24 protein-coding genes are annotated in these 21,609 nt (G+C 71.2%); 11 read left to right on the forward strand and 13 right to left on the reverse strand.

Annotated elements, in window-relative coordinates:
- Positions 1–87: 87 nt before the first annotated feature.
- Both ACZ6QQ_RS11705 and ACZ6QQ_RS11710 read left to right on the forward strand, forming a co-directional pair.
- Positions 88–1,992 (forward strand): polysaccharide biosynthesis protein, encoded by a 1,905-nt coding sequence (locus ACZ6QQ_RS11705; protein ID WP_465875927.1) that lies wholly within the window; start codon positions 88–90, stop codon positions 1,990–1,992.
- A gap of 37 nt (positions 1,993–2,029) precedes the next feature.
- Entirely contained in the window at positions 2,030–2,509 is a 480-nt protein-coding gene (locus ACZ6QQ_RS11710) for an NUDIX domain-containing protein (protein WP_465875928.1), read from the forward strand.
- Here ACZ6QQ_RS11710 and ACZ6QQ_RS11715 read toward each other — a convergent pair.
- The 5 genes from ACZ6QQ_RS11715 to ACZ6QQ_RS11735 form a co-directional block, all read right to left on the reverse strand.
- The gene (locus ACZ6QQ_RS11715) at positions 2,494–3,774 is read right to left on the reverse strand and encodes a cytochrome P450 family protein (RefSeq protein ID WP_465875929.1); all 1,281 of its coding nucleotides are present in this window, start codon (positions 3,772–3,774) and stop codon (positions 2,494–2,496) included. The genes ACZ6QQ_RS11710 and ACZ6QQ_RS11715 overlap by 16 nt on opposite strands.
- Positions 3,775–3,814: 40 nt before the next feature.
- Positions 3,815–4,528 carry a TetR/AcrR family transcriptional regulator gene (locus tag ACZ6QQ_RS11720; protein WP_465875930.1) on the reverse strand — a complete coding sequence of 238 codons (714 nt, stop codon included), beginning with the start codon at positions 4,526–4,528 and terminating at the stop codon, positions 3,815–3,817.
- A gap of 95 nt (positions 4,529–4,623) precedes the next feature.
- On the reverse strand, positions 4,624–5,184 hold the full coding sequence (locus ACZ6QQ_RS11725) for a hypothetical protein (RefSeq protein WP_465875931.1): 561 nt from the start codon (positions 5,182–5,184) through the stop codon (positions 4,624–4,626).
- 130 nt (positions 5,185–5,314) lie between these two features.
- Entirely contained in the window at positions 5,315–6,121 is an 807-nt protein-coding gene (locus tag ACZ6QQ_RS11730; RefSeq protein WP_465875932.1) for an alpha/beta fold hydrolase, read from the reverse strand.
- Positions 6,122–6,180: 59 nt separating this feature from the next.
- Positions 6,181–6,969 (reverse strand): alpha/beta hydrolase, encoded by a 789-nt coding sequence (locus ACZ6QQ_RS11735; protein WP_465875933.1) that lies wholly within the window; start codon positions 6,967–6,969, stop codon positions 6,181–6,183.
- A gap of 98 nt (positions 6,970–7,067) precedes the next feature.
- Between ACZ6QQ_RS11735 and ACZ6QQ_RS11740 the strand changes: the two genes are divergently transcribed.
- Positions 7,068–7,634, forward strand: a complete 567-nt coding sequence (locus ACZ6QQ_RS11740; RefSeq protein WP_465875934.1) for a TetR/AcrR family transcriptional regulator — start codon at positions 7,068–7,070, stop codon at positions 7,632–7,634.
- Between the two features lie 16 nt (positions 7,635–7,650).
- Here ACZ6QQ_RS11740 and ACZ6QQ_RS11745 read toward each other — a convergent pair whose 3' ends face one another.
- Genes ACZ6QQ_RS11745 through ACZ6QQ_RS11755 form a run of 3 tightly spaced genes read right to left on the reverse strand, consistent with a single transcriptional unit; the run spans position 7,651 to position 9,361 of the window.
- Positions 7,651–7,926: a hypothetical protein gene (locus ACZ6QQ_RS11745; RefSeq protein WP_465875935.1), complete on the reverse strand. Its 276-nt coding sequence runs from the start codon at positions 7,924–7,926 to the stop codon at positions 7,651–7,653.
- Positions 7,923–9,146 (reverse strand): helix-turn-helix domain-containing protein, encoded by a 1,224-nt coding sequence (locus ACZ6QQ_RS11750; protein ID WP_465875936.1) that lies wholly within the window; start codon positions 9,144–9,146, stop codon positions 7,923–7,925. Before ACZ6QQ_RS11750 ends, ACZ6QQ_RS11745 begins: the two co-directional genes overlap by 4 nt.
- Positions 9,146–9,361, reverse strand: a complete 216-nt coding sequence (locus ACZ6QQ_RS11755) for a hypothetical protein (RefSeq protein ID WP_465875937.1) — start codon at positions 9,359–9,361, stop codon at positions 9,146–9,148. The genes ACZ6QQ_RS11750 and ACZ6QQ_RS11755 overlap by 1 nt, the downstream gene beginning before the upstream one ends.
- Positions 9,362–9,601: 240 nt before the next feature.
- Between ACZ6QQ_RS11755 and ACZ6QQ_RS11760 the strand changes: the two genes are divergently transcribed.
- Entirely contained in the window at positions 9,602–10,387 is a 786-nt protein-coding gene (locus ACZ6QQ_RS11760; protein WP_465875938.1) for a helix-turn-helix domain-containing protein, read from the forward strand.
- Entirely contained in the window at positions 10,378–10,566 is a 189-nt protein-coding gene (locus ACZ6QQ_RS11765) for a DUF397 domain-containing protein (RefSeq protein WP_465875939.1), read from the forward strand. The genes ACZ6QQ_RS11760 and ACZ6QQ_RS11765 overlap by 10 nt, the downstream gene beginning before the upstream one ends.
- Positions 10,567–10,631: 65 nt before the next feature.
- Here the strand turns inward: ACZ6QQ_RS11765 and ACZ6QQ_RS11770 are convergent, their stop codons facing one another.
- Complete coding sequence (locus tag ACZ6QQ_RS11770; RefSeq protein ID WP_465875940.1) at positions 10,632–10,847, reverse strand: hypothetical protein; 216 nt, start codon at positions 10,845–10,847, stop codon at positions 10,632–10,634.
- Positions 10,848–11,080: 233 nt separating this feature from the next.
- Between ACZ6QQ_RS11770 and ACZ6QQ_RS11775 the strand changes: the two genes are divergently transcribed.
- The 3 genes from ACZ6QQ_RS11775 to ACZ6QQ_RS11785 all read left to right on the forward strand — a co-directional run bounded on the left by ACZ6QQ_RS11775 (position 11,081) and on the right by ACZ6QQ_RS11785 (position 12,603).
- Complete coding sequence (locus tag ACZ6QQ_RS11775; protein ID WP_465875941.1) at positions 11,081–11,785, forward strand: GNAT family N-acetyltransferase; 705 nt, start codon at positions 11,081–11,083, stop codon at positions 11,783–11,785.
- 23 nt (positions 11,786–11,808) lie between these two features.
- Positions 11,809–11,934 carry a hypothetical protein gene (locus ACZ6QQ_RS11780; protein WP_465875942.1) on the forward strand — a complete coding sequence of 42 codons (126 nt, stop codon included), beginning with the start codon at positions 11,809–11,811 and terminating at the stop codon, positions 11,932–11,934.
- A 108-nt stretch (positions 11,935–12,042) separates the two neighbouring features.
- A complete protein-coding gene (locus ACZ6QQ_RS11785) occupies positions 12,043–12,603 on the forward strand; it encodes a putative immunity protein (RefSeq protein ID WP_465875943.1) in 561 nt (186 codons plus the stop codon).
- A gap of 173 nt (positions 12,604–12,776) precedes the next feature.
- On the opposite strand, the gene ACZ6QQ_RS11790 is transcribed toward ACZ6QQ_RS11785, so the two are convergent.
- Positions 12,777–13,826 (reverse strand): aldo/keto reductase, encoded by a 1,050-nt coding sequence (locus ACZ6QQ_RS11790; RefSeq protein ID WP_465875944.1) that lies wholly within the window; start codon positions 13,824–13,826, stop codon positions 12,777–12,779.
- Between the two features lie 56 nt (positions 13,827–13,882).
- Between ACZ6QQ_RS11790 and ACZ6QQ_RS11795 the strand changes: the two genes are divergently transcribed.
- Positions 13,883–14,308, forward strand: coding sequence for a MerR family transcriptional regulator (locus ACZ6QQ_RS11795; RefSeq protein ID WP_465875945.1), 426 nt, complete (start codon positions 13,883–13,885; stop codon positions 14,306–14,308).
- A gap of 7 nt (positions 14,309–14,315) precedes the next feature.
- Here ACZ6QQ_RS11795 and ACZ6QQ_RS11800 read toward each other — a convergent pair whose 3' ends face one another.
- Entirely contained in the window at positions 14,316–15,251 is a 936-nt protein-coding gene (locus ACZ6QQ_RS11800; protein WP_465875946.1) for a cyclase family protein, read from the reverse strand.
- 156 nt (positions 15,252–15,407) lie between these two features.
- Between ACZ6QQ_RS11800 and mycP the strand changes: the two genes are divergently transcribed.
- Positions 15,408–16,694, forward strand: coding sequence for a type VII secretion-associated serine protease mycosin (gene mycP, locus ACZ6QQ_RS11805; protein ID WP_465875947.1), 1,287 nt, complete (start codon positions 15,408–15,410; stop codon positions 16,692–16,694).
- A 96-nt stretch (positions 16,695–16,790) separates the two neighbouring features.
- Here the strand turns inward: mycP and ACZ6QQ_RS11810 are convergent, their stop codons facing one another.
- On the reverse strand, positions 16,791–17,087 hold the full coding sequence (locus tag ACZ6QQ_RS11810; RefSeq protein ID WP_465875948.1) for a WXG100 family type VII secretion target: 297 nt from the start codon (positions 17,085–17,087) through the stop codon (positions 16,791–16,793).
- Positions 17,088–17,113: 26 nt separating this feature from the next.
- Positions 17,114–17,449, reverse strand: coding sequence for a WXG100 family type VII secretion target (locus tag ACZ6QQ_RS11815; protein ID WP_465875949.1), 336 nt, complete (start codon positions 17,447–17,449; stop codon positions 17,114–17,116).
- Positions 17,450–17,640: 191 nt separating this feature from the next.
- Here ACZ6QQ_RS11815 and eccCa point away from each other — a divergent pair, with 191 nt between their 5' ends.
- Positions 17,641–21,609: a type VII secretion protein EccCa gene (gene eccCa / locus ACZ6QQ_RS11820; RefSeq protein ID WP_465875950.1), complete on the forward strand. Its 3,969-nt coding sequence runs from the start codon at positions 17,641–17,643 to the stop codon at positions 21,607–21,609.

A 21,609-nucleotide genomic window follows, 5' to 3' on the forward strand; every position in this document is an offset into this window, starting at 1 on the left:
CCCGAGCACCCGAATAAAGTGAATGAAGCGTCGAAATAAAGTGAAACACCCCACCCGAGGCGAAAGGAACGACTAAGTCTTTGTCCCATGCCACTCGCCGCAGTCCCCGCCTCCCACCCACAGCCCGTACGCCGGCCGGGAGCCCGGCGTCGCACGGTGGCGCTGCTCGGCGTCGACACCGCCGCCTGGGTCGCCGGTTTCCTCACCGCCGCCTGGACCCGGTACGAGTTCGACCTGAGCGCCCACGTGGTCAGCCGGGTACTGGTCGCCGGCCTGGTCGCCAGCGCGATCTTCACCGCCCTGACCACCGTGCACCGCGTCTACCAGGGAAGACACCCGCTGGGCAGCCTGCTGGAGGCACGTGCGCTGGCGGTGACGGTCGCCGCCACCGCCACCCTGATCGTGCTCGGCGTGCTGCCGCTGACCACCCACCCGATCCCGGCCAGCACACCCCCGGTCGGCGGAGCGATCGCCCTGCTGCTCATGCTCGCCGTCCGGTCGGTGCACCGGCACCGGCGCAGCCGCTCACTGCGCCCCACCACCGGCTCGGCCGTACCGGTGCTGTTGTTCGGTCTCGGTTCGGCCGGCCAGTCCCTGCTCAAGGCCATGGTCAGCGACCCTCGGGGGAAGTACCTGCCGGTCGGGCTGCTCGACGACGACCCGGAGAAGCGGCACCTGCGCCTGGACGGCGTGCCGGTCCTCGGCGGACGCCCGGAGATCACCACCGCGATCAACCTGACCAGGGCGAACACCCTGATCCTGGCGATCGCCAGCGCCGAGCCGGAGCTGATCCGCCAGGTCCGGGCGACCACCCTGGAGGCCGGCGCCGAGTTCAAGGTGCTCCCCCCGGTACGCGAACTCGTCGACCACCGGATCAGCGTCGCCGACGTACGCGACCTGAAGATCACCGACCTGCTGGGCCGCCCGCACGCCGTCGCCGACCTCGGCGCCCGGGGTGCGGAGGTGACCGGCCGGCGGGTGCTGGTCACCGGTGCCGGCGGCTCGATCGGCTCGGAACTCTGCCGGCAGCTGATGCGCGCCAACCCCGGCGAGCTGATGATGCTCGACCGGGACGAGTCGGCGCTGCACGCCCTGCAACTGTCGCTGACCGGCCGGGCCCTGCTCGACGGCCCGGAACTCATCCTCGCCGACGTACGCGACGCCGAGGGGATCGCCCGCGTGGTCGCCGAACGCAAGCCGGACATCGTCTTCCACGCCGCCGCGCTCAAGCACCTCACGCTGCTGCAACGGCACCCCGGCGAGGCGATCAAGACCAACGTGTGGGGCACCCTCGCGGTGCTCAGCGCCTGCCGGGACGTGGCCCGGTTCGTCAACATCTCCACCGACAAGGCGGCGAACCCGATCAGCGTGCTCGGTTACTCGAAGCGGATCACCGAGCGGCTGACCGCGCACACCGCCGCCGCCACCGACGGCACCTTCCTCAGCGTGCGCTTCGGCAACGTCCTGGCGAGCCGGGGGTCGGTGATCGGCGCGTTCCAGGCCCAGATCGACGCCGGACTGCCGATCACCGTCACCCACCCGGAGGTGACCCGCTACCTGATGACCGTGCAGGAGGCGGTGCAACTGGTGCTCCAGGCGTCGGCGATCGGCCGCGACGGCGAGGCGCTGGTGCTGGACATGGGCGATCCCGTACGCATCGACGACATCGCCCGGCAACTCGCCGCGCAGGCCCCCGGCGCCCCGCAGATCGTCTACACCGGCCTGCGTCCCGGCGAGAAGCTGCACGAGGACCTGATCGGTGCCGGCGAGACCGACCTGCGGCCGCTGCACCCGCTGATCTCGCACGTGAGCGTGCCGCCGCTCGACCCGATCGAGGCCAGCGCGCTGGACCCGTTCGACAATCCGGCCAGGGTGATCGAGCGGCTGGCCTGGCTCTGCGGCCAGCCGGCCACCTTCGCCCCGCCGGTCCTGCTGCTCCCCAACCGGCCGGCCCGGAGCAAGGGCCCACTGCTGTCCGACTCCGACGTCTGAATAGCCCACGGTGACGGGTGGGCATAGGGTGCTGGCGGTGTCCACCGTTGACTTCACCACGACGCTGCCACGCAAGCGGATGGGTGCTGGGGTGCTGATCCGGCACGCCGACGATGACCGGGTGCTGCTGGTGGAGCCGACGTACAAGGACCGCTGGGAGGTGCCCGGCGGGGTGGTCGAGGCCGACGAGTCGCCGTACGCCGCCGCCGCTCGGGAGCTGACCGAGGAGTTGGGCCTGGTCATCGCCCCCGGACGGCTGCTGGTGGTGGACTGGGTCGCGCCGCGCGACGGTCGTACCGAGGGGATCATGTTCGTCTACGACGGCGGCACGCTCGATCCGGCGACCGCCGCCGGGATCGTGCTGCCGGACGGGGAGTTGCGCGGCTGGGCGTGGTCGACGCCGGAGCAGGCCGACGCGCGCCTGCTGCCGGTGCTCGCCCGCCGGGTCGCCGCCGCCCGCCAGGCGGTACGCGACGGCGGCACCCGGTACCTGGAGGACGGCTACCCGATCCCCTGACCGACGGGGCGTACCGGCAGGACGCGCAACCGCCACGCACCCGGCACCAGCTCGCGTTCCAGTTCGTCCGCCGGTACGGCCAGCGTCAGGTTCGGGAACCGGCGCAGCAGCGCCCCGAACGCCACCTCCCCCTCCAGCCGGGCCAGGGGCGCACCGAGGCAGTAGTGCAGCCCGTGGGCGAAGGCGACGTGCCGTTCCCGCCGCCCGTCCCGGTCCCGGCCCAGGTCCAGCCGATCCGGATCGTCGAACGCGCGCGGGTCGAAGTTCGCCGCGACGAGGATCGGCAGCACCGCCTCGCCCCGGCGGACGAGCACGTCCCCGACCGGGACGTCCTCGGTCGCGTACCGGATCCGGGTCGCCGTCGCCGGGCCGCACCAGCGCAGCAGCTCGTGGACCGCGGCGGGCAGCAGCTCGGGCTCGGCGCGCAGCCGGGCGAGCTGGTCGGGGTGGGTGAGCAGGGCGGCGGTGCCGTTGGCGATCAGGTGCGCGGTGGTCTCGTGGCCGGCGATCAGCAGGGTCAGCACCATGGCGATCAGCTCGGTCCCGCTGAGCCGGTCCCCGTCCTCGTCGCGGGCGCGGATCAGCGCGGAGACCAGGTCGTCGGCCGGTTCGGCCCGGCGTACGCCGATCAGGCGCTCGGTCGAGTCGACCAGCTCCCGCAGGGCCTCGGCCATTCCCGCGCCGGACGGCTCGACCAGCGCGGCACTGGCCCGCTGCCAGACCGGGCGGTCCGCCACCGGGATGCCGACCAGTTCGCAGATCACGATCACCGGCAGCGGGTACGCGAAGTGCCGGAGCAGGTCGACGACACCGTCCTCGACCGCGTACGGCAGCCGGTCGAGCAGGTCCTCCGCGATCTCCTCGATCCTCGGCCGCAACCGTTCGACCCGGCGGGCGGTGAACGCGCCGGACACCAGCCGGCGCAGTCGGGCGTGGTCGGCGCCGTCGAATTCGAGGATGTTGGCCAGCAGGTGGCGGATGTGTTCCTCGGCGACGCCACGGGACCGGAGCACCAGCTCGGCGAGGTTGGGCCCGGTGCCGCCCGGCACGTTGGCGGGGTTGGTGACGAAACGCGGGTCGGCCAGGACCGCCCGGACGTCTTCGTGGCGGGTGACGACCCACGGCGGTTCGATGCCGGGGATCGTGGCGCGGGTGATCGGGGTCTGCTCCCGGATCAGGGAGTATCCGGTGAACGGGTCGCGCAACAGCCGCTCGGCCATCAGGTCGAAGGTGCTCTCGGCAGCGTCGGGCCGGGTCGCGGTCATGGCTTCTCTCCCACGGTGCTCGGAAGGTCTCTCACGGTGGTCAGAAGGCGAACTGCCGACTGAGCTGCCGGTGCAGCTGGTCGAGGGTGCGGTGCAGCAGGGCGCGTACCTGTTGGGCGGCCGGGTCGGATGACCGGCCGGCGGCCGGGGCCTCGAAGGCCGCGCCCGCGATCCCGCCGACGAAGTCGGCGGTGGACTCGGCGTCCGGCGCCCCCGCCTCGGTGGCCAGGTAACCGGTCAGCAGCGCGACGAATCCGTGCCGCTGCTGGGCGGGGTCGGCGTCCGTACGGGCGATGCCGTGCTCGCGCAGGATGGTGAGGTAGTCGCCGATGATCCGGTCCCGCTGCTGCGGTACGTCGGCGAGGTCGGGGCTGTGCGCGAGCGCGCCCAGCGTGTCGGTGTCGCCGGTGAACAGAGCCCGGCTGATCGGGTCCTCGCGCAGCCAGCGGTAGCCGAACCGGGCCACCCGGCCCGGCACCATCGCGGCCGGGTCCTCGTCGATCTCCCGCAGCAGCGCGTCGACCAGCACCACCGCCGACCGGGTCAGCACGGCCAGGAACAGCGCTTCCTTGGTGGGGAAGTGCAGGTAGACGGTGCCCTTGCCGACGCCGGCCCGGCGGGCGACCTCACCGATGGTGATCCGCTGGTAGCCCCAGCTGACCACCAGGCGACCGGCGGCGTCGAGGATCCGGTCAGCCCGCAGGCCGCGCTCGACGTCGACCGGGCCGGCGCTCTGTCGTTCGGTCTGGTCCACCCGGATCCCCTCTCGTGACCCCGTGACCAGATCTGACGATCTGGTCACGGGCTACCCGAGGGCGAGAGTAGGGCACCGCGAACCCCGTACGCAAGCTATTCGGCGTAGACCTCGGGGATCGCGGCTCTGATCCGTTGCACGGTGCTGTCGACGTCCAGCCGGGTCGTGTCGATGCCCACGTAGCGGTAGTCGGCGTCGGTCGCCTGCCGGAGGGTCGAATCCTCCGGAATCAGGTCGACCATGTCCCGCCACTCCCGCGTGGTCCGCTTCGCCCGGGTGGTCCGGCGGTGGTCCCGTACGTCCTTGGCGACCAGCAACTCCACCAGGAACACCGCCGGTGGCCAGGTCAGCAACCGACGGAAGGCCAGATAGTCGGGGTAGTGCCGGAGGAAGCTGCCGGCGATGACGTTGACGTAGCCCGCCTCCCAGAAGTTCTCCACCAGGCCCCCGACATTTCTGCGCAGCAGGCCGAAGAACCGGTCGTCCATCGGGCAGGGATTGGTCTGTCCGATGTCCTCCGCGTCGATCCGGGCCCCGTGGGGCGTGTGTGGCAGCAGGGCGCGGACGATGGTGGACTTGCCCGCGCCCTCCTCGCCGTTGACGATGATCAGCCGACGCTCGCGTTGCGGGCCGGGACGTCGCTGCGGAACAGACATCCGCCGAGTATCGCCGGCTCGGCTCCGGCCGGCTGCGGACGAGTTCGGAGACCGGTCACAGAGATCGATCTTCAACACCCCCTGCCCGCGTCCGCAGCCGGGACCCGTGCGGACGTGCCCAGTCAGGTGGTCAGCGGGCGGCCTGCTCGATCACGTTCGTCACCACGTCGGGGCGACTGACCATGACGGCGTGCGAGCCGTTCGTCTCGACGGTGTGGGCGCCCATCCGCTGGGCCATGAAGCGCTCAAGATCCGCGCCGATCGCCCGGTCCTGCCGGGGCACCAGGTACCAGGAGGGAATGGTCTGCCACGCGGCGGCCGGGCTGGGCTCGCTGAAGGCGGCGGCGTCGAGTGGCCGCTGCGTTGTTGCCATGTCCGCTGCCCGCGAGGCGTCGACATCAGCCGCGAAGACCGAACGGAACTGGGCCGGGTCGATCGAAAGCTCGGCACCGGTTGCGCCACCCGGACCGGTGGTCGGCACCACCACCAGCGGCAACGCGGGAACCGGGTGGGCGACCTGTCGTGCGCTCAGGTCGGCGAGGCTCTCGCCGGCCTCGGGGGCGAAGGCGGCGATGTAGACGAGCGACTTGACGTCCGGGTCGCCGGCCGCCGCGGTGCCGATGACCGCACCGCCGTAGGAGTGGCCGACCAGAACCACCGGGCCGTCGATCGTCGCCAGGTAACTCTTGACGTACGCGGCGTCGGCGGCGACTCCGCGCAGCGGGTCGGCGATCGCCCGGACGGGGTAGCCGTCGTGGCGCAACCGTTGGATGACGCCGTTCCAGCTGGACGAGTCGGCGAACGCGCCGTGCACGAGCACGACGGTGGGCTTGGCCGGCCGGTGGTTGGTCGCCTGCGCCGGCAGCGTGGCCGCGACGGTCACGGCGAGTACGCCGGCCGCGACGATCGCGGCCCGACGGGTGAGGGAGATGCGCATGGTTCATTCCTTCGGTTCGTGTTGTTCGACGGAGGTGGGTGTTGCTCGGCAGGGTGAGGTCAGAACGTCTGGCGATCGAGCCAGGCGAGGGAGAAGTCGGCGATCTGGCGCCAGCCCTGGTCGAAGACGAGGGAGTGGCCACGGTCCGGGAAGACCTGGTAGTCGGTTGTCGCGCCGGATCCGGCATAGAGCTTGTACGCCGCCCGCACGACGACCTCGGGGACGGTGTGGTCCCGGCCACCGGCGATGAGCAGCAGCGGCCCACGGTCGCCCCTGCCGGTGTCGACGGCGGCCGGTGACGTCCTGCTGAAGTTGGCGGCCGTGGCCTCGAAGAGCGGTCGGCCGGGACCGGGGATGGCCCAGCGCTGGTGCAGCGACGCCGATTCGGCCGGGCTGAGGGCGTTGCCGAACCCGTACGCGAACTGCTTCTCGGTCAGCGTGACCGCCCGCCGCCGGTTTCCCGGCCGGGACAGCACCGGCAGCCCGGCGCGGACCTGGGCGAACGGGACCGGCTTGACGCCCTTGATCTGAGCGGGGTCGATGGCCACGGCAGCGGCGGCCCGCCCCTGGGCGAGGAGCTTCTGGGCGATCAGGCCGCCGAAGGAATGCCCGATGACGACCGGTTTGTCCGGTAGCCGGTCGATGATCTCGGCGTAATGCCGCGTGATGTCGTCCAGTCCGTGGCCGGCGACCGCGTCGGGGCGGGCACGGGTGCCGGCGACGGTGTCGGCGTCGCCGGGCCAGCCGGGTGCGGTCGGGGCGTAGCCGCGCTCGGCGAACAGGTCGAGCCATGGCTGCCAGGCCAGCGAGTGAATCCACAGCCCGTGTACGAAGACGACCGAAGTCACGATTCCTCCAGGTAGACTAACTAGTAACTCTACTTGGGCCATGATGGCCCCCGAGACGTCCGCCAGCAAGGGAATGTGAGATCCGTATCGTGGAAGCCGTGAAAGTGGCCATGCGGGAGCGCATCGTCGAGGCCGCCAGCGACCTCTTCTATGCCGAAGGACTCCGGGCGATCAGCGCCGACAAGATCATCGAGCGGGTCGGCACCACGAAGGTCACGTTCTACCGGCACTTCCGGAGCAAGGACGACCTGATCGTGGCGTACCTCGAACGCCGGGCCCAATGGGAGCGCAACGCCGTCACCCAGGCACGCGAGCAGGCCGGCGGCGACCCCGACACCGCGCTACGGCTGATCGCCGACGGCATCGGGGCGGCCAGTTGCAGTCCGGGTTTCCGGGGCTGCCCGTTCATCAACGCCGCAGCCGAGTACGCCGACCCCACGCATCCCGTCCGCCAGGTCGTGGACCGGCACCGCCGCTGGTTCCACGACGCCTTCGAGGAGATGCTCGCCCCCGTCGACATCGACGACCGGTCCGCCGTGGCGGCCCACCTGGTCCTGCTCCGCGACGGCGCGATGGTCAGCGGCTACCTCGGCGACCCCGCCGAGGTAGCCCGCTCGCTCTACCAGGGCGCCCGAGCCGTGATCAGCTACGCCACCGTCAGGTAGACCTCGTCCGGCCGGGTCAGATCGATCTGAGCCGGCGGCGGATCGGCGGGTCGTTGGTCCAGCCAACGAACCGGCCCTCCACCTGCTCGGCGGTCAGCTCCGGCAGGACCGGGGCGGCCCGGTCACGGAAGTGCACCATGAACGTCACCAGCCGGTCCCGGTCCTCCTGGTAGAGCACCAACATCCGGCGCCGGAAGACCGGGCACGGCCACGGTCCCCCGTCGTCACGGCAGAGCCAGTCCGCACCGGGCCGGTGCGGGGCCACCAGGTCGTCCTCGTCCGCGTCGGTCACACCCGCGCCCCCATCTGCGTCGCCAGGTCGGTGACCAACGTGGGGGCCGCACCCTTCGTACGCCGCAGGATGTCCGCCATCAGCTCGTGCGCGACCGGGCGACCCCGGATCTCCCACGGCGCGACCCGGTCCGCCTCGACCAGCGCGTCACCGGCGGAGCCGGTCTCCCCGACCAGCAGGTAACCACGGGCGAGATCGAGCAGGTGATGAGCCCGGCGCTCCGGCAGCAGGGCGGCGAGCGCCCGGTGGTTGAGTTGCTTCTCGTGGATGGCGATCGCCTGCCGCCCCTCGCCGAGCTCCACCGCCGCCGCCGCCCGGTGCAGATCCACGTTGGTCGGGCCGAAGCTGGTCCAGTACTCGTTCCGGTCCTCGCCGAGCAACCTCGCCGCCTCGTCGGCCTCCCGGAACAGCTCGTTGACGCCCGCGTTGTCGCCGAGCCGGGCCGCCGCCATCGCGGCCTGGAGCAGCAGTGACCCGTACACCGAGAGTCGGGCCGGGTCGGCGCTGGCCGCGCCGGTCGGCGCGAGCCGCTGCACCATCACCATGTTCGTCTCGAACGCCGGACGGGCCCGACCCATCGCCAGCAGGGCGTTGGCCATCCTGCTGGTCGCGATGGCGGCGAGCAGATCGTCCTCGGCGCGTACGGCGGTCCCGATCGCCCGGTCGGCGGCCAGCCGCGCCAACTCGGACTCGCCGAACTTGCGCAACGCCGAGGAGGCGATCTGGAGGACCTGCCCATGCAGGCTCGCCGCCTGCCGACCGGCGTCACCCCGGTGGTACGCGTCCGCCGCCCGGGCGTCGCGCAACAGTCCCGGCAAGCCACGGACCAGCACGCCGTAGCGGGCGTACTGGTAGGTGAGCCAGGCGTGGTTGACCGACTGGCTCAACTCGGCCAGCGGCGTCACCGGCGCCCGGCCGAGGGCGGCAACCGGCGCGGACCGCTCCAACGCCTGCCGGAGGTCGTCCAGTTCCCGCTGGTCGTAGCTGCCCGGCGGGGTCGGCGCCGGGTCCAGGTCCCGGTTGAGCAGCATCGCCACGTCGATCTGGAGCACAACGGCGATCTGGTAGAGCAACGAGAACTTGTCCAGCCGGCGGTCTCCCCGTTCGATCTTGTCGACCCAGCTCTTCGACCTGCCGATCCGATCGGCGAACACCTGCTGCGACATCTTCCGCTGGCCGCGCCAGTAGGCGACCCGACGCCCGATTGGCAACTCGTCCATCAGGCGGTCGGGTTCTGCCGGATCCGACCGGACACCCCAATCGAAAAGAATTCGTACGGCATGGCTGCCGCCGGGGTATCGAACTTCCCGCGATTGCGGGGTTGCTTGCGATTCTCCGTCTCCGACGGGGAGCCTGCGGTTGTTGTCCCCTCTTCGGGGGTCACCGGGGTATCCGAACCGAGCGTCACTTGCGATTCGCGTTCCTCGTTGGACATCGCTCTCCCTTTCGTCGTTGGAAGGGGCCGCCCCGGACGCTGACCAGGGAAGCCGGAGCGGCCCCGCAGTCACGCCCGGTCGAGTTCGTTGCCGACGAACCCGGGGCGTTCCCACTAGTGACACTCTGCTGTGGAACCGCCTACTGTCGGGGACGGTTACGCCTCTCGGTGGTTTGGTATCGAATCGACGGTCCGCGCGTGAGACACGCGACGAATGATGTGAGGACGGTGTGGGATCCGATGGATGACCGGTTGCGATTTCTCCTGGAAGAGTTGCGTCACGCGCGAGTCGCTCGGGGCATGACCCAGGAGGATCTGGCGCGGGCGATGAACTACTCGTCCTCCACGATCGGGATGGTCGAGACCGGTGGACGCAAGCCACCGCCCGGATTCTGGAATCTGGCGGACAAGGTGCTCAACACCGGCGGCCTCTTCGTCCGCCTACTGAACCGACTCGGCTCCCCGCAGTGGATGCAGGAGTGGGAGAGCGCCGAGCGCGAAGCCCTGGCGCTCCGGTCGTACCAAAGCATGGTCGTGCCGGGGCTGCTTCAAACCGAGCCATACGCCCGTGCAGTGTTCATGAGCGGTAATGTCCTGACCGAGGAGGAGTTCGAGCAGCGGGTGGTGGGCCGCCTGGCGCGGCAGTCCGTACTCAACCGAGACAAGCCACCACAGTTCACGGCAGTGCTCGATCAATCCGTGCTTGAACGCCCAATCGGCAACGCGCAGGTCATGCACGAGCAACTGCTTCACCTTGCCAAGATGGCCGAACGACCCCGAGTGCATCTACATGTCGTGCCCTCATCGGTCGGGGCGTACCTTGGACTGAACGGGGCCTTCGTTCTCGCTACCCTGCCGGGCGGGGAGGACGTCGCCTATCTGGACAACCAGCTCAAGGGTCAGGTCATCAATCGCGCGGAGGACGTGTCGTTGGTGCGAGAAGCCTGGGAGTCCATCCACGGCGACGCGCTTCCACACCAGCAGTCGGTCGAGTTGATATTGAAGGTGGCAGAGAAATGGATTTGAGCGGCGCGAACTGGCGTAAGAGCACCCGCAGCAGCGCCAATGGCGGCGACTGCGTTGAGGTGGCCGACAACCTACCCGGACGGGTGTTCGTCCGGGACACCAAGGACCGTGATGGCGGGACGTTGACCTTCGGGCCGGACGCCTGGCGTGCGTTCGTCGGCGCGGTCAAGGTCCGCTGATCCAATCCCACGCGACGCCCCCGCGCCGACCCGGCCGGGGGCATCGCTGACCCAGCGAAAGCTGGTCAGGGCCTCGGCCGGCGCCGGGTACGGCCGGAGACACCGATCGCGAAGGTCACGCCGTGCGTGAGGGTCTTGTGCGGCCCTTGCGTACCGCCGCCGGTGGTCGCCGTACCGCTGGGGTTTGTCGCCCTTCCCGCCTCGGCGGTCGTCTTCGGGATGACGCCGGTCGGCGTCTCCGGCGCGGACGCTCTGGTCGGCTCGGGCGTTTCGGTGGGCATCGGGTTTCCTCTTGCCGGCGGGACGGGACACTGGCACCCAACCGTAGAAGCCGTCGATCTCCAAACCGGCAGCCCCGGACGGAACTTGATCAGAACTTGAGCCGGACGACTGCCGGTGTCGGCAACGTGGTGGGGCTCACAGCACTTCGCCTGATCATGCTCGGGGTCGTACGGCGCAGGCGCGGCTAGCCTTGCGCGTTGGACGATGACCCCGACCGGGAAATGTGGCAGCGATGAACATCAAGCCGGACGAACTCGACATCTCAGCTAACCCCGTCTGGTCCTCGCTCACCGGCCGGCACGCCCGCTTCGCGACCGCCCATGGCCGGGCCGTGATGTTCGAGCCGGACATCTCACCGTTCGCCGCCGTGACCGACTGGACCGACGAGGGCGCCTGGGCCGACCTGGCGGAGTTGGCCGGGCCGCAGAGCGTGGTCGCGGTGGCCGGTGTCGGACTCGTCCTGCCCGCCGGTTGGGACGTGGTGTGGCACGGGGAGGGTCTGCAACTGGTCGACGCCGCGGTGGAGGCCGCCGAGGACACGGAAGCCGTGCGGCTCACCGCCGAGGACGTACCGGAGATGCTCGACCTGGTGGCGCGTACCGAGCCGGGGCCGTTCGCCCCGCGCACGATCGAGCTGGGAACGTACCTGGGCATTCGCCGCGACGGTGTGCTCGCCGCGATGGCGGGTGAGCGGCTGCGGGTGCCCGGCCTGACCGAGATCAGCGCGGTCTGCACCGACCCCGGCTATCGCGGTCGGGGCCTGGCCAGCCGGCTGATCAAGGCGCTGGTGGCCGGGATCCGCGCTCGCGGCGAGACACCGTTCCTGCACGTCGCCGGCTTCAACACCAACGCCATTCGACTGTACGAGTCGATGGGCTTCAAGGTGCGCACGGAGATCACCTTCGCCGCCGTCCGTACGCCGGCCCGCCCGCGTTGATGGGCGGACCCGGATCATCCCCGGTGCTGCGGAAAAACGAGTCGGCGCTGCGGTTCTACGACCGCCTGCACGCCCGTGGTCTGGACGATATCGAGGTGCTGCGGCTCGACGGCGACCTGCTGCGGGAGTTGGCAACAGCCACCCGCTGAACCGCCCCGCGCGAGGTCAGCCGGCACCATTTTGAGGGTTGTGCCGCGCTCTCCTGGCAGTATCGCTGGAAAGTCTCAACACGGTGGTTCAACGATATCGTTGATGGTATGCGGGTGGCCGACGAGAGTCTGACGATCGAACTCAGCATCACCGAACTGCGCGGGATCGCGGCCTACGCGGTTGCCTGCGCGGAGCCCGCATTGGCGATCTTCGAACGTACGCGTCCTGACGATCGACGCCCCCGAGCCGCGATCGACGCCGCTGCCGGGTTCGCGGACGGAGCCAGGCGGACCAAGGCGATCCGTGACAGCGCGTGGGCGGCACAGCGCGCGTACCAGGAGACCCGCGATGTCGGACAGGCCGCGGCGAGCGAGGCCGCGCGCGCGGCCGTTGCCGCAGCCAGTGCCGCCTTCCTCCACCCCCTGGCGAAAGCGACCCAGGTCCTGCACATCCTCGGACCGGCCGCCCACGCCGCTCGCGCCCTCGAACTCGATGCCGGCGACGATCGCACCGTCGGCGCTGACCACATCGCACGGTCACGGGGTCTGGCCGGCCCGGTCGTGGTGAGTGTGCTGACCCGTTACCCAGCCGCCCCAATGGGTCGCGGCCGGGCGGGAGAACTGCTGCGGACACTGGACGCGTCGTTGCGCCGGCCGACGAAGCGGTGAGGACGTACATCTCCAGCGGCGTACGTACGCCGAATTTGATGTAGGAGAACTCTGCGTCATCTGGCCGGCGACGGCCGCCGGCCGCCGGCAGCGGCAGCGGCAGCGGCAGCGGCAGCGGGCGACCCGAACACCGACCATGGATGGGTGCTCGGGTCGCCGCGAGGGTTACCGGGTCAGGCGGCGGCGCGGTCGGCGATCGGGCGTCGACGGCGGGCCGGGTCGGTCAGCGACACCGGGCGCCAGGCACCGTCGGGCTGGTAGACGTTGGTGCCCGGCGGGACGATCTCGTCGATCCGGTCCAGGGTGGCGTCGTCCAGGGTGAGCGAGGCGCCCTTGAGCGCGGCTTCCAGGTGTTCCATCGTGCGCGGGCCGATGATCGTCGAGGTGACGCCGGGGTGGGCGACGGTGAAGGCCAGGGCAAGCTCCGGCAGCGTGCAGCCGATGCCCTCGGCGAGTTCGACGAGCTGTTCGACGATCTCCAGTTTGGTCACGTTCAGCGGCAGCGACGGATCGAAGCGGGCCGGGGTGAGCCGGGCACGACCGACCGACAGGTCGACGGACTGGTCCCGGCGGTAGCGGCCGGAGAGGAAACCGGAGGCGAGCGGGCTCCAAACCAGCACACCCATGCCGTACCGCTGGGTCACCGGGAGCACGGACGTCTCGATCCCCCGGGCCAGGATCGAGTACGGCGGCTGCTCGGTCCGGAACCGTCCGATGGCCCGGCGGTCGGCCGCGTGGTGCGCCTCGACGATCTCCTCCGCCGGGAAGGTCGAACAGCCGAACGTACGGATCTTGCCCTGGCGTACCAGGTCGTCCAGGACCGAGAGGGTCTCCTCGATGTCGGTGGTGTGGTCGGGGCGGTGGATCTGGTAGAGGTCGATCCAGTCCGTCTGCAACCGCTTCAGGCTCTCCTCGACCTCCCGGAGGATCCAGCGGCGGGAGTTTCCGCCCCGGTTGCGGCCCTCCCCCATGTGGAAGTGGACCTTGGTGGCGAGCACCACCTCGTCCCGCCGGCCCTTCAGGGCCTTGCCGACGATCTCCTCGGACTCTCCCATCGAGTACATGTCCGCCGTGTCGACGAAGTTGATCCCCCGGTCGAGGGCGGCGTGGATGATCCGGATGCTGTCGTCGTGGTCGGGGTTGCCGACGGAGCCGAACATCATGGTGCCGAGGCAGTGGACGCTGACTTCGATGCCGGTGCCGCCGAGAATTCGATAACGCATGGTCGGCAACCTATGACCTAGAGTCGACTCTAGGTCAAGCTCGTATCCTTGGCCGGATGGAGAGCCGCCCCACGGAGCACCCCGGCCTGAGCATCGGACAGGTCGCCGAGCGCACCGGCCTGAGCGTCCACGCGCTGCGCTTCTACGAGCGTGAGGGCATCCTCGAACAGGCCGTACGCCGCGACGGCGGCGGTCGCCGGGTCTACACCGAGTACGACGTGTCCTGGCTGCGGGTCTGCATCATCCTGCGCGCCTCCGGCATGCCGCTGCCGACGATCCGCCGCTACACCGAGATGGTCCGGCAGGGCACCGGCAACGAAACCGAACGCCTCGCCCTCATGCTCGAACACCGCGACCGGGTCAACGCCCAGATCGCCCAGCTCACCCAGTCCCTCGACCTGATCAACCACAAGGTCGGCGTGTACGAGGACATCCTCGCCGCCAACCCGGCCGACCCGTCCGCCTCCTGCACCATCCCGTGAACCTCGGTCAGAACGTGGCGATCGGGTTGACCGGGCTGCCGGACGTACCGGCGAAGCGGACCGGCGCGACCGTGAGGTGGAAGTCCCACTGGCCGAGCTCGACAGCCGTCGCCGCGCACGCCTCCAGGTCGCAGTTGTCGAGCAGCCACAGACCCATCGCGACGAGACCCACCGCGTGGACCGGCATCAACACGTCGTCGTACCCCGACGGCTGAACGTCCTGGGGGGTGTCGGCGCCGATCAGCGCGACGCCGCGCTCATGCAGCCACGGCAGACAGGACGCGTGCCAGCCGGCCTGCGTGAAACCACTGGCCACACCGCCTTCGTGCCGGAAACGGCCGTAGCCGGTCCGCAGGAGTACCGCATCGCCGGATCGCACCCGCACACCCTGACGACGCTCGGCCTCCTCAAGATCCTCGGGGAACACACCCTGCCCCGGCTCCAACCACGGCACGTCACGGACCCCCGCAACGTCCAGCAGGACACCACGCGTGATGATCCCGTTCGCCGCCGCCGTGACGGCCGCCCACGCCGATCCCGTGGCGGCGTCGACCAACGAGTGCGACCGCCCGTTATACATCGCGCCGTCCCAGAAAAGATGGCACGGCGAGTCGACGTGGGTGAGGGTGTTGCCGTGGAACGTGATGCCCAGCCGCTCGGACGAGAAGCCCCAGCGCCGGTCGGCGTGGAAGGCGCGCGGCATGTTCTCGGCACCCGGCATGTCGGCGGCGCACGGGCACGTCGTGGTCGATCGCTCCATGTCCGCCGGTACGGCAACCTCCCACCCGCACGACACGCTCCTGCCGTGGCGCACCGCCCGCGCCGCCGCCAACCGGACGTCGTCGGTGATGTGGTTCAGCGTCCCGCGCTCGTCCTCGTCGCCCCACCGTCCCCAGTTCGACAGCGTGTCGAAGTACCCGAGCACGTCGTCCTGTGTCGGCATCGGTCGCCCTGCCGTCATCCCCGCATCGACTCCTCCGGTCACCGTCCGAGACCCCGCAGGCAGGGTATCCCGACCCCCTGACGACGGGGAGGAGAGCCGCTGGCCGGTTACGGTCAGCGGTCGTCACCGGCGCCCGGTGTCCGGTGACGATGTCCGATGATGCGAACAATCGGCAGCGTACTGACGACGGCGGTGATCGTGGTGGGCATCGCGATCACCGCGCCCGGCGCCTCGGCGGCCCCGCCCCCGGGCGCCTGCCACAACCCCGACCCGGCCCGGCCGCCGGTGACCGCACAGCCGTGGGCCCAGCAGATGCTGGACCCCGGATCCGTCTGGCCGCACAGCACCGGAGCGGGCGTGCTGGTGGCCGTGGTCGACTCGGGTGTCGACGCCGACCACCCACAGCTCAGGGCCCCCGGAACGGTCCTGCGGGGCAGGGACTTCCACCTCGTCGGGAACCTGCCCGGCAACTTCGACTGCGTCTCCCACGGCACCGCCGTGGCGAGCATCATCGCGGCCGACCCGGTCGACGGGACCGGCTTCGCCGGCCTCGCGCCGGACGCCCGCATCCTGCCGGTACGGGTGACCGACCGGGACGTCACCGACACCGGACAGGTGGCGGGAATCGATCCGGCGGTGCTCGCCCGAGGCATCCGGTACGCCGCCGACCAGGGCGCCAAGGTGATCAACCTGTCGCTGGCCGGCACCGCCGACGACCGGTACGTACGCGACGCCGTCGCGTACGCGCGGGGGAAGGATGTGCTCGTGGTTGCCGGCGCCGGCAACGGGCAGCAGGGCACCACCCAGCGGACGCTCTTTCCCGCCGGTTACGAGGGGGTGCTCGGGGTCGGCGCCGTGGACCAGACCGGCACCCGGCTGCCGACTTCGCAGGTCGGCCCGCACGTCGACCTGGTCGCGCCGGGCGGTGCGGTGCTCGGCGCGACCCGGGCCGGCGGCCACCAGTACTGGCAGGGCACCAGTTTCGCCACACCGTTCGTGTCGGCCACCGCCGCCCTGGTTCGCGCCGCCTGGCCCACGCTCACCGCCGACCAGGTCGCCGAACGGATCCTGGCCACCGCCACCCCCGCTCCGGGCGGCCGGGGCAGCCCCGCGTACGGTGCCGGCCTGGTCAACCCGTACCGGGCGGTCACCGACGGGCTGGTGACCGCAGCACCGGCCGGGTTGGCCGCGATGACCCTGACGCCGGAGGATCCCGAACGGGCGCGAGCGGCGGCACGCTGGGAGGCAACCGCCCGTACGGCCCGATGGTCGTTGGGTGCGGCCGGTGTCGCCGTCGCCCTGGGCCTGCTCGCCGCCCTGGTGCTCGGGCGGGGCCGGCGCGGCCGCTGGCGGGCCCGGCCGGCTCGACCGCTGCCGGAACAGCCGGCCTCGACCGAGCCGCCGGACGAGGTGTTCCTGTTCTCGCCGCAGCCCGGACGGTGAGCCGGAACCACCGAGGGGGGAACGGCCGGTCGGCCGTTCCCCCCTCACCCCACGCCCCGCCTTCGGTGCCGGCGACGGGAAGCCGCCCGACGGTGGTCAGATCGAGGTGCTGCCCACCCGCGCCACCGAGGACGCCAGTGCCTGCTGCAACTCGTTGTTGGCGGTCTGGACGCCGCCCCGCAGCGCTTCGAGCATCGCCTGTTGCGCGGCGGACACCTGCTGCCACGCCCGGCTGATCTCCTCGAACTCCCCGCCCGCGCGGTCCATCCAGTCGGCCGTGGTCGCACCCGAGGTGCTCTGCCAGGTGTCCATCTCCTGCTGCACCCGTCCGACCGTGGCGACGATCTGCTCGGCCAGACCGTCGAGCTGTCCGAAGTTACCCTTGATCAACATCTCTCTGCTCCCCTCCGTCGTCCCGCTCAGGCCCGTAGCGCCCCGCCGAAGGCGCCCGTGCCCTGCGCCTGGTTCACACTCGCCCGTCCGGCCTCGTCGGCCTGCAGGTAGGTGTTGGAGGAGAACCGGGTGTTCTCCCCCAGGCTGTTCAGGGCCGCGACGAGCCGGGTCATGCCCTGCTCCCACTGCTCGTGTGCCGCGTCGAACGCCGGCCGCGCGGTGCCCTCCCACTGCCCCTTGAGGGCATCCACCGTCGGCCGCAGGGACGCCCGGTGCCCCTCGATGTTGCCCGAGACGGTGCCCGCCATTCCGGCCGCCCGTTCGAGCGTCTCCGTCACACCATGAAGCTGATCCGCCGCCATGACCTCGCTCCTCTCCAGCCCGGCGGTTCGCGCCGAGACAGCTGTCGGTCGACCCGTCCGTCGGACGGGGAACGAGTCGAACGTAGGTCCACGGACCGGACCGGCGGGCCCCTCGTCACCTTCCTGCCAGCCGGCTCCGGCGGGCCGTCGCGTCGGTGAGGATCGACCCGTCGAGAGCGAGGAGGACCGCGGTGGCGACGAAAGTGGTGCAACGGCCGGTACGCCGGCCGGCACCGGAGATGCCCTCGGGTGAACTCGTGCTGGAGGCGCCACCGGAGATCCCGCCGCCGGCCGGTCGGCAGTGGACGCAGGTGCTCACCATCCTGCCGATGTTCGTGATCATGGCGGCGGTGTTGCTGATGTTCTCCGGCTCCACCACCGGCACCCTGCGGCTGGTGGTGTTCGGGCTGTTCGGCGTGGCGATGCTGGCCATGGTGCTGGTCGCCTTCCTGCGCGGCGGCGGCCCGAGCAGTCAGGAGATGGGGTACGCCCGGCGCGTCTACCTGCGCCGGTTGGCCCAGCACCGGCTGCGGCTGACCCGCAGCGTCGGGCGGCAACGGGACTCGCTGCTGTACCTGCACCCGGAACCGGACCAGCTCTGGTCGTTGGTCGCCAGCTACCGGCTGTGGGAACGGCGCACCGACGACGCCGACTTCGCGGTGACCCGGGTGGGCGTCGGGCCGCAGAGCCCGGCGACCGCGCTGGTCGCGCCCGAGACCAAGCCGATGGAACAGCTCGAACCGCTCTCCGCGCTGGCCCTGCGCCGGTTCCTGAAAACGTTCAGCACCATCCCGGACCTGCCGCTCGCGGTCGCGCTCACCGGGTTCGGCCGACTGCACGTACGCGGTGACCGGGCCCGTACGCTGCCGCTGGTCCGGGCGATGATCGCCCAGCTCGCCGCCCTGCACGCCCCGGACGACGTACGCGTCGCCGTCTGCGCCGGCCCGGACGAACTGCCGGACTGGGACTGGATCAAGTGGCTGCCGCACGCCCTGCACCCGGATCGCACCGACGCGGCCGGCCCACTGCGGCTGGTCGCCCCGACAGTGGTGGGCGTGGAGGCGATGCTCGACGAGCTGCTCGTCGCCCGCCCCCGGTTCGACCCGGACGGCCGGCGTACGGCGGGCCCGCAACTCGTCGTGGTGCTCGACGGCGGCAGCGTGGCCGGGTCGGACCACCTGATGACCGGCGGTGGGGTCGAGGGCGTGACCGTCGTCGACCTGAGCACCGTACCGTCCAGGTCACTGGACCGGGCCACCGTCGTGCTCGCCGTCGACACCGACGGCACGCTCACCGCCTCCACCCTGGAGGGCAGCAGCGAACTCGGCCGGGCCGACTCGCTCGACGCCGTCGGCGCGGAAGCGCTCGCCCGCCAGCTGGCACCGCTGCGGCTGACCGGCTCCGGACGAGGCGAACCGGCGCTCAGCGGCGACCTCGGCCTGGCCGACCTGCTCGACCTCGGGGACCCGTACCTCTTCGACCCGCAACGGACCTGGCAGCAACGGCCCAACCGCGACCGGCTGCGGGTGATGTTCGGCATCCAGTCCGACGGCGCCCCGGTCGAGGTGGACCTGAAGGAGTCGGCGCAGGACGGCATGGGGCCGCACGGGCTGCTCATCGGTGCGACCGGATCCGGCAAGAGCGAACTGCTCCGTACGCTGGTGCTCGCACTCGCCGTGACGCACCCGCCGAACTCGCTGAACTTCGTGCTGATCGACTTCAAGGGCGGCGCCACGTTCACCCGGATGGACGCCCTGCCGCACACCAGCGCGGTCATCACCAACCTCGCCGACGAACTGCCGCTGGTGGACCGGATGACCGACGCGCTCACCGGCGAACTGATCCGACGCCAGGAACTGCTCCGGGCCGCCGGCAACTTCTCGTCGGTACGCGACTACGAACGGGCCAGGGCCGCCGGAGCGCCCCTGCCCGAGGTACCCACCCTGCTGGTCGTCTGCGACGAGTTCAGCGAACTGCTCTCCGCGAAACCGGACTTCATCGACACGTTCGTCCAGATCGGCCGGGTCGGCCGGGCGCTCGACGTACACCTGCTGCTGGCCAGCCAGCGCCTGGAGGAGGGCCGGCTGCGCGGGCTGGACGGACACCTGTCGTACCGGATCGGGTTGCGCACCTTCTCCGCCATGGAGAGCCGTACCGTGCTCGGCGTCACCGACGCGTTCGAGCTGCCCCGCGCCCCGGGTCACGGCTTCCTGAGGTACGGCACCGAGCCGCTGGTCCGGTTCCGCTCCGCGTACGTCTCCGGGGTGCACCGCCGACCCGAGGCGTACGCCGAGCCGACCGGGCAGGGCGTCATGGAGCTGCTGGAGTACACCACCGGTTACCTCCCACCCGCCGCCGCAGCGACTCCGGTCACCGAGGCGGCCGAGGACACCGACGAGGGCGACGGCACCGGGGAGAGCCTGCTCGACATCCTGGTCGACCGGCTCGCCCACCGGGGCACCCCGGCCCACCAGGTCTGGTTGCCGCCGCTGGCCGAACCGCCCACGCTGGACCTGCTGCTCGGGCCGGTCACCGCCGAGCCGGGGCGTGGACTGCGCAGCACCCGGCAGGACCTCGCCGGACGACTGCGGGCGCTCGCCGGGATCGTCGACCGGCCGCTGGAGCAGCGACGTGACCCGCTGGAGTTCGACCTCTCCGCCGAGGCCGGACACCTGTTGGTGGTCGGCGGACCGCGCAGCGGCAAGAGCACCGCGCTGCGTACCGTCGTCACCAGCCTCGCCCTGACCCACACCCCACGCGAGGTGCAGTTCTACTGCCTGGACTTCGGCGGTGGCTCACTGCCGGCGCTGCGCGGCCTGCCGCACGTCGGCGGGGTGGCCGGACGGCAGAACACCGGCGCGGTGCGGCGCACCGTGGCCCAGGTCGCCGGGGTGCTCGCCGAACGGGAACGGCGGTTCGCCGAGCACGACGTGGACGGGATCTCCGCCTACCGTGCGGCCCGCGCCCGGGGCGGGTTCCCCGACGACCCGTACGGCGACGTCTTCCTGGTCGTGGACGGCTGGCAGACGCTCCGCAAGGAGTTCGAGGACCTGGAGGAGGTCGTCTGCGACCTGGCCGCGCGTGGTCTCGCCTACGGCGTGCACGTGATCACCGCCTGCGCCCGCCCGTTCGACCTGCGACCGGCCGTCCGGGACCTGTTCGGCAGCCGGGTGGAGCTGCGGCTCGGCGACCCGATCGACACCATGGTCGACCGGGTCGCCGCGCAACGCGTACCCCAGGGGGCGCCGGGGCGGGGCGTCGCCGGGTCGAAGCACCAGATGCTGCTGGCGTTGCCGAGGATCGACGGTGTGCAGGCCGACAGCGGGCTGCGGGAGGCCATGACCGGGCTGGTGGAGGCGATCGCGGCGGCCTGGCCGGGCGAGCCGGCGCCACACGTACGCCTGCTGCCGTCGACCGTGCCGTACGACGCCCTGCCGGCCCGCGACGAGTTCGTCGACGGCGGACCGAGGATCACCGTGGGCATCGGCGAACAGGACCTGGCCCCGGTGCGGCTGGACTTCGCCGGCGACCCGCACCTCCTGCTGCTCGGCGACTCCCGCTCCGGCAAGACCGGTTTCCTCCGGGTGCTGGCCCGGCGGATCGTGGACAGCTACCAGCCGAGCCAGGCGCGGATCGTGCTGATCGACCACCGCCGGAGCCTGCTCGGCGACATCACCACCGAACACCTGCTCGGCCACGGTACCGACCCGGTCAGCACCCGGCGACTCGTCGCCGAGGCGGCCCGGGGCATGGTCGAACGGGCGCCGGGTGCCGACGTCACGCCGGAACAGCTCCGCCGGCGCAGTTGGTGGCGTGGTCCCGAACTGTTCGTCCTGGTGGACGACTACGACCTGGTCGCGAGCCCGATGGACAACCCGTTGCAGCCACTGCTGGAGTACCTGCCGCAGGGCCGCGAACTCGGCCTGCACGTGGTCGTCACCCGGCGTACGGGCGGGGCCGGACGGGCCCTGTTCGAGCCGTTCCTCGCCCGGCTGCGCGACGTCGGATCCCCCGGACTGCTGCTCTCCGGGGACCGGGGCGAGGGGCCGCTGCTCGGTGGTCTCAAACCCGAGGCGCTACCGGCCGGCCGGGGACGGCTGGTGGTACGCGGGCAGGCACCGCAACTCCTCCAACTGGCCTGGCTACCGCCCGCCGAGTAG

The sequence above is a fragment of the Micromonospora sp. NPDC049529 genome (genome assembly GCF_055586685.1).